At 74.4% G+C, this 6,682-nt stretch carries 5 protein-coding genes; 1 reads left to right on the top strand and 4 read right to left on the bottom strand.

The window, feature by feature from the left end:
- Positions 1-203: 203 nt before the first annotated feature.
- The 4 genes from AB0C21_RS43190 to AB0C21_RS43205 form a co-directional block, all read right to left on the bottom strand.
- Complete coding sequence (locus AB0C21_RS43190) at positions 204-2,066, bottom strand: heparinase II/III domain-containing protein (RefSeq protein WP_500212316.1); 1,863 nt, start codon at positions 2,064-2,066, stop codon at positions 204-206.
- Positions 2,067-2,141: 75 nt separating this feature from the next.
- Positions 2,142-3,350, bottom strand: coding sequence for a hypothetical protein (locus AB0C21_RS43195; RefSeq protein WP_500212317.1), 1,209 nt, complete (start codon positions 3,348-3,350; stop codon positions 2,142-2,144).
- Positions 3,340-4,629 (bottom strand): hypothetical protein, encoded by a 1,290-nt coding sequence (locus AB0C21_RS43200; protein WP_500212319.1) that lies wholly within the window; start codon positions 4,627-4,629, stop codon positions 3,340-3,342. The genes AB0C21_RS43195 and AB0C21_RS43200 overlap by 11 nt, the downstream gene beginning before the upstream one ends.
- Complete coding sequence (locus AB0C21_RS43205; RefSeq protein ID WP_500212321.1) at positions 4,626-5,357, bottom strand: hypothetical protein; 732 nt, start codon at positions 5,355-5,357, stop codon at positions 4,626-4,628. The genes AB0C21_RS43200 and AB0C21_RS43205 overlap by 4 nt, the downstream gene beginning before the upstream one ends.
- 223 nt (positions 5,358-5,580) lie before the next feature.
- On the opposite strand from AB0C21_RS43205, the gene gap reads away from it, so the two are divergent.
- Entirely contained in the window at positions 5,581-6,585 is a 1,005-nt protein-coding gene (gap, locus tag AB0C21_RS43210; RefSeq protein WP_500212322.1) for a type I glyceraldehyde-3-phosphate dehydrogenase, read from the top strand.
- The last annotated feature ends 97 nt before the right edge of the window (positions 6,586-6,682 follow it).

Here is a 6,682-nt window from a genome sequence, read left to right on the forward strand (position 1 = left end):
TTGGTTTGGTGGGGGCGGGGGGGTTTTTGGGGGGGGGGGGGGCGCGCGCCGGGCGGGGGGGGGGGGGGGGCCGCCCGGCTTTTTGCGCGCCTTCCGGCCGCCCGACCCGCGCCCCGGCGCAGGTCCGCTCCAAGAGTCTTATGGCGTGGCCCGTCCTGGAGCGTCGCAACGTGGCGCGTTCTAGAGCGTGGGTGTGGGGCTGCTCAGGGGAGGCGGTGGAGGGTGCCGTCTGGGGACGCTTCGAAGGTCAGGGTGTGGGCTGGGAACGTCGCCTCTACGTGGAGGGTGCCGTCTGGGAGTGTTCTGGTCTGGAGTTTTGGGGGTTCCTGGCCTTGGACGGGGGCTATCAGGGTCAGGATGCGGGCTGGTGGGGTGCCGGTGCGGGTGGTGAAGGACACCACTGGGGCGGGGGAGCGTTTGCGGGCGGCAGGGGCGATCCAGCCCTGTGGCGGGTCGAGGGCGCCTCGGACGATTTTGGTCTCTCCTCGGGTCGTGCCGGGGAGGGGGAGTCGCATGAAGTGGACGCGGACGTTGCCGGCGGTGGCTACGGCGCCGGTTCCTAGCGGGGTGGCGGTGAACGCCGGTGGCAGGTGCCACAGTTGGTCTACCGGGTGGGGGACGGCGGAGCGCACCTCGTCCAGCACCACGAGGGCGTCGGGGTCGGACGCGGCCAGCACCGAGCGGGTCCGGGTCGTGCCGGCGAAGGCGGTGTCGGAGAACCGGAACGTGTCGGCGCCGCGCCGGAAGGCGTGCGCGACCAGGGCCGTCGGTGCGCTGTCGCGGAACGGGACGCCCCGCACCACGAGCGTGTTCTGCGCCTCCGGTGAGGCCAGCCATCTCCGCCAGGACGGCGCGCTGTAGCCGATGTGGCCGCTCGGAACGAGGACGTCCCGGCCGAGCGCGTGGAAGGTCAGCGCCATGTGGTCGTTCTGCCCGTGCGCGTAGCGGCCCGGGCCGAAGCGCGCGGTGTAGGACATCTCCTCGGTGAACGCGCGGCCCTCCCGTCCCCAGCCGGACCGGCCCATGACGTACCCGGCGCGGTAGACCCGCGCCCGCTCCTCGGGCGGGGCGCCCTCCGCGCCCCGCGTGGCCATGTACCTGATCGGGCCCGCTCCGGGGGAGTCGATCCCGGACGCCCTGGCCGCGTACGACTCGCCGATCTGGAGCAGGTCCCCGCCGGGCGTGATCTGGAACGCGATGAACTCGTCCAGCAGCCGGAGGCGGCGGGCGAGTTCGGTGGGGACGGAGCGGCGGCACGCGCGCACCACCCGGAACGCGAGGCTCCACCGGGCCCGGTTGTAGACGGCGTAGTGCGCGGACTGCTCGTTTCCGGCGCCCTCCTCGTCGATGGCCGGGCGCGCGTCACCGGGCGGGGCGAGGCTCGCGTCGAGCAGGCGCCGGTAGCCGAGCCGGGCGAGGTCCTCCCGCCCGATGCCGCAGCCCGCCGTCATGAGCGCCATCGACTCGTCGGTGCCGTGGTTCCAGGGGCCCGAGTAGTGCTCGGGGCGGGCCAGCCACCCCGCGTGGTCGGCGATCGCCTCGTCCAGCCACCGCCCGGGCAGGTGCCGGCGGAGGCAGACGAGGGTGGCGAGGCGGAACTTGGCGGCCTCGGCGACCGCCTCGCGCCGGTGCGCGTCGAACCGCTCGGGGTCGGTGTTGCCTGCGAGCCAGTCCTGCGCGATGCTCGCGGCCGTGTCCAGCGCGGCGCGGTCTCCCGTCCGCTCGTACTGCCTGACGAGGCCGCCGAGCCATTCGAGCGAGTGGAACCAGAGCTGCCACGACCGGTCGCCGTACGGGTCGAGGCCCCAGTCCACGTGCGTTCCGCGGGCGACGCGGACGGGGGCGCTGCCCGGCGCGGCGAACCGGCCCGCGCGCACCTGCGCCGCGGGGTTCAGCCTGTCGAGGCCGTTGTAGCCGAGGCATACGGCCTTGGGCGCCGCGGCGCGGGCCTTCACCGGCACGACGGGCGCCGGCGGCGAGGCGGCGCCTTGGCAGCCGGTCGCCAAGGACAGCAGCAGCGCGGCGCCGGACGCGCCGCGGGCTCTTCTGGAAGGCCGATGGACCACAGTCCAACCACACACGTGACGCGCCCTTGCGGCGGTCCGCCGCCGGTGAAGGGCCGGTAAACATTGGGCGACGGGTCAGCGCGGGGCGTTGTCGCCGCGCAGCACGCGCTGGACGAGGTCGTCGCGGAGCTGGCCGTAGCCGGTCTCGGCCCAGACGCTCCCGGACGGGTCGGCCTCGTAGTAGGGGACCTCCCGGCCGTCGCGGGTGTCGGTGAGGACCTCTGGGGGGCGCTTCTCGCGGGCTGCGCGGGCGCAGGGGCGGCACGTGCGGACGCTCAGCCGCTTGCGGGAGCCGAGGGGGCGCCAGTCGAGGTCGCTTGTGGCGTCGCCGTGGAGCGGGTTGAAGAAGCACAGCGGGACCGGGGGGACCTCGGGACGCCCCTTCGCGACGGCCTGCGCGGAGGCCAGGGCGTCGTGGCCCTGGTCGAGCAGGACCAGGACGCCCGCCAGGTCGGGGATGCCCCGCGCCGCGTCCAGGGTCTTCCCGGCGGCCTGGTAGGCGTCCAGGGCGCGGGCCATCAGCGCGCGGGCCCGCTCGCCCGAGGTCGGGACGGTGCTCTCGTCCAGCAGCTCCCCGAACGCGATGACCTCGCGGGACGCCTGCTCGCGGAGCTGGTCCTCGGTGGCGCGGTTCGCCGTGGCGAACACCGTCCGGGGCATCAGCAGGCCCTCGCCCTCGCGGCGGACGGAGGCCATCCGCCTGCGCCGCCACAGCAGGAACCCGGCGACGCCGGCCACGGCGACGCCCGCCGCGCCCGCTCCGACGGGCAGCGCGAGCCCGCCCCCGTCCCCGCCGCCCTCGGGCCGCGGGGTGCCGTGCCGGGCGTTGTAGCGCTTGTCGATCTCGGCGGAGACCCGGTCGTACTCCTGCTGGCCGGTGCCGGAGACGATGAGGTCGGCGATGCGGGACAGCCGGGCGGCGAGCGGCGCGTCGTCCATGGCGCGGTCCAGCGCGACCGCCCAGGCGGCGCGGTCGGCCCGGTGGTCGCCGCCCCATTCGCGCGCCTTCAGGTCCCCGCTGTCGTCGTCGAGGGTGATGAAGATCCCGTCGCGGCCGAGGCGGTCGTGGACGACGGTCGCGAGCTGCTCGGCGTCCGTCCACGTGCCGCCCTTGACCAGGGGCACCAGCACGACGTAGACCGGCGCGGGCGCCTTGCGGAACTTGGCGATGAGCGCGCGACGCTCCGCCGGGGGCAGCGCGGACGCCAGGGAGGGGTCGGCGTAGATCGGGGAGCGCCGCAGGGCGGCGGCCAGCCGTTCGCCGGGGGACGGTTCAGTCGACACCGAGGTACCTCATCACACGGGGGAGGAAGGTCTTGCCGCGGGCGCCCCACGCCGTGTCGCGCCACACGCCCGGGACGAGGGTGTGCGGACGGCGCCCGTCCGGCCCCGGGATCCGCAGGAGGCGCCGCTCGTCCAGGCCGCCCCGCTCGGCGAGCCGCCCGCAGTCCTCGCAGAGCGGGAGCTGCTTGGGCAGGGCGCCGTCCCTCGTGTCCAGCTTCGGGACGCGCCTGCGCACGACCGACCCGCCGTGCAGCGGGTTCACCAGGCACGGGGGCGGCGGGGACTCGGCGTCACGGGTGAGGGCGACGCGCCCCTGGCGGGCCAGGACGATCGCGCCGACCAGATCGATCGCCTTGGACTCGTCGTCCTTGGCGTCGTCGTAGAGGATCTGGGCGGCGTCGTAGGCGGAGACGGCGTAGGGGCGTCCCCGGTCGGCGCCGGTCGTGGTGAGCAGGCGGCGAAGCGCCCCGAGGTCCCTCGCCCCGTGGCGGCGGAGCCAGCGCGCGCTCGGTTCGGTGCGCGCCGGGGCCCGCCGTCCGGCCTTCCGCCGCACGGGGGAGCGCGACCGCCCGCCCCGGCGCAGCGCCAGGACGCCGAGGCCCAGCCAGTACAGCACGGCGGCGCCCGCCGGCCCCGCCAGCAGGAGGCCGGTCAGCAGCGGAGCCTTGATCTCGGGCTCGGCGGGCGTGAGCGCGTTCTCCTGCCCGAACGGGTCCGGGCTGGAGTACAGCGTCGGGAGGGTGGGGGACGCCGAGGGCGCCGCCGCGTAGCCGTCCAGCCGCCGGGCGATCCGGTCGGCGAGCCCGGCGAAGGGGCGCTCGTGGTCGCGGGGCACCGTGTCTCCCGGCTCCTCGTCCAGCGTGGAGGGGCCCCGGCGCGGCACGTTGAACGCCTCGGACTCCAGTTGGCCGTGCGCATCGGCCATCACGTAGAGGCCGTCGCGCCGCGACCGCTCGTGCAGCATGAACAGGAACGCGTCGTCGCGGCCCTGCGCCTCCGACTCGCTCGGGTTCGGGATCACCACCACGTACGCCGGTGTGCCGAGCCGCCTCGCCGTCGTGCCGATGGCCGCGCGGAGCCGGGCGCGGTCGGCCTCGCCGAGCGCCTGCGCGACGTCGGGGTCGACGAAGAGCGGATCCCTGGCGAGCGCGGCGCCCACCCGGTCGAGCCGGTGATAGGCGTGCGGGGGCGGTCCGTCCGCGGCGGCGGTACCCGGCCGCGCCGCGAGCGCTGTGAAAACGAGTGCGAGGGCGGCGAGCACCGCCGGGACCCGCCTCATCGGCGCGCCTTCGCGGTGTTCTTCCTCGGCGGCCTCTTCGGCCGCCTGGAGCGCAGCACGCGGCGGCGGACCAGCAGCCCGAGGATCGATCCCCCGCTCAGCGCGGCGGCGCCGCCGAACACGCTCCACTCGACGCGGGCCGCGCGCCGGTCCGCCGCGTCGTCGGCGTCCAGCGCTTCGCGGACCTTCGACTTCGGCGCCGGACGCGGGTGGTCGCGGCGCTCCCTCGCGTGTCCCGACAGGGCGATGTCCACGAACCGCGCGATCACGTCCGGCGCGGTCGCGTCGTAGGCGGTCTCGAAGTCCGCCGCCTGCCAGGCGTCCTCCAGCGGCAGGCGGCGGGCGCCGCCGAACTGCCGGGCCTCTCCGTCGCCGCCGGACGGGGCGACCACGATGTAGATCCCGTCCTTGCGCAGGCGGTCGCGGAGCAGCGCCGCGAGTGAGTCTGCGGGGTTCTCCTGGCCGATGCCCACGGTCGGCGTCACCGCCACGTACGCGGGTGCGCCGAGCCGGGCGACGGACGCCCTGATCCGGGCGGCGGCGTCGGGGGGCAGCACGCGGGGCGCGTGGTCGGTGACGTACACGGGATCGCGCCGGAGCGCGGCGGCGATGGCGTCGGCGCGGCCCGCCGGTTCGGCGCGTGCCGGCGGGGGTGCCGCACCGGCCGGGCGGGCGAGCAGGACGGCCCCCACCAGCCCCGCCATGAGAACCGACCGCCCTCGCCACATGGCCCCGGAGTGTAGTGATGATCGTGCGGTGCGAGGAAAGCGGAACCGGGGCGGACGATCCCCCGACCGGGGGAAGCCGGGCTCACCCGTGAATCCCACGAAACCGGTGTCCGGCTACCCGCGGGTCATTGGATAGGGTCTGAGGTGGGGATCAACCCCGGATCGACCGTAGGTAACAGCCCGGCTGGCACCGGGCGATACGACGTACGAGGAGAGCCGTTCCGTGACCATCCGAGTAGGCATCAACGGGTTCGGCCGGATCGGCCGCAACTTCTACCGCGCGGTGAAGGCGTCCGGGGCCGACATCGAGGTCGTGGCGGTCAACGACCTGACGGACAACGCCACCCTCGCCCAGTTGCTGAAGTACGACAGCATCCTCGGCCGCTTCCCCGAGGACGTGCGCGCCACCGAGAACGAGATCGTCGTGGGCGGCACGGCCATCAAGGCCTTCGAGGAGCGCGACCCCGCGAACCTCAAGTGGAGCGAGGTCGGCGCCGACATCGTCGTGGAGTCCACCGGCTTCTTCACCGACGCGAACAAGGCCCGGGTCCACGCCGACAACGGCGCCAAGAAGGTGATCATCTCGGCGCCGGCCAAGAACGAGGACCTCACCGTCGTCCTCGGCGTCAACGAGGACAAGTACGACCCGGCGAACCACACGGTGATCTCCAACGCGTCCTGCACCACCAACTGCCTGGCCCCGCTGGCCAAGGTGCTGCACGACAGCTTCGTCATCGAGAAGGGCCTGATGACGACGATCCACGCCTACACGCAGGACCAGAACCTGCAGGACGCCCCGCACAAGGACCTGCGCCGCGCCCGCGCCGCCGCGCTGAACGTGGTGCCCACCTCCACCGGCGCCGCCAAGGCGATCGGCCTGGTGCTGCCGGAGCTGAAGGGCAAGCTCGACGGCTACGCCCTGCGCGTCCCCGTGCCGACCGGCTCGGCCACCGACCTCACCGCCGAACTCTCCCGCGAGGTGACGGTCGAGGAGGTCAACGAGGCGTTCAAGGCCGCCGCCGAGGGCCCGCTGAAGGGCTACCTCACCTACACCGAGGACCCGATCGTCTCCAGCGACATCGTCACCGACCCGGCGTCCTGCATCTTCGACTCCGGCCTGACCAAGGTCATCGGCGACCAGGTGAAGGTCGTCGGCTGGTACGACAACGAGTGGGGCTACTCCAACCGCCTCGTCGACCTCGTCAAGCTCGTCGGCTCGCAGCTGTAACCGAAGCCGCCACCGCCGTGGCCGCTGTCGGCGGCGTCCTCGCCGTGGTGCTGCACCGAAAGCGCATCGCGACGGAGGCACAGAACGCCACGTGGGC

The organism is Spirillospora sp. NPDC049024 (assembly GCF_040649235.1).
GTDB lineage: Bacteria > Actinomycetota > Actinomycetes > Streptosporangiales > Streptosporangiaceae > Spirillospora.

Excerpts from the sequence above, each read along its gene's own strand:
- AB0C21_RS43200 (WP_500212319.1), bottom strand. The coding sequence starts at position 4,629 with ATGAGGCGGGTCCCGGCGGTGCTCGCCGCCCTCGCACTCGTTTTCACA.
- AB0C21_RS43205 (WP_500212321.1), bottom strand. The coding sequence starts at position 5,357 with ATGTGGCGAGGGCGGTCGGTTCTCATGGCGGGGCTGGTGGGGGCCGTC.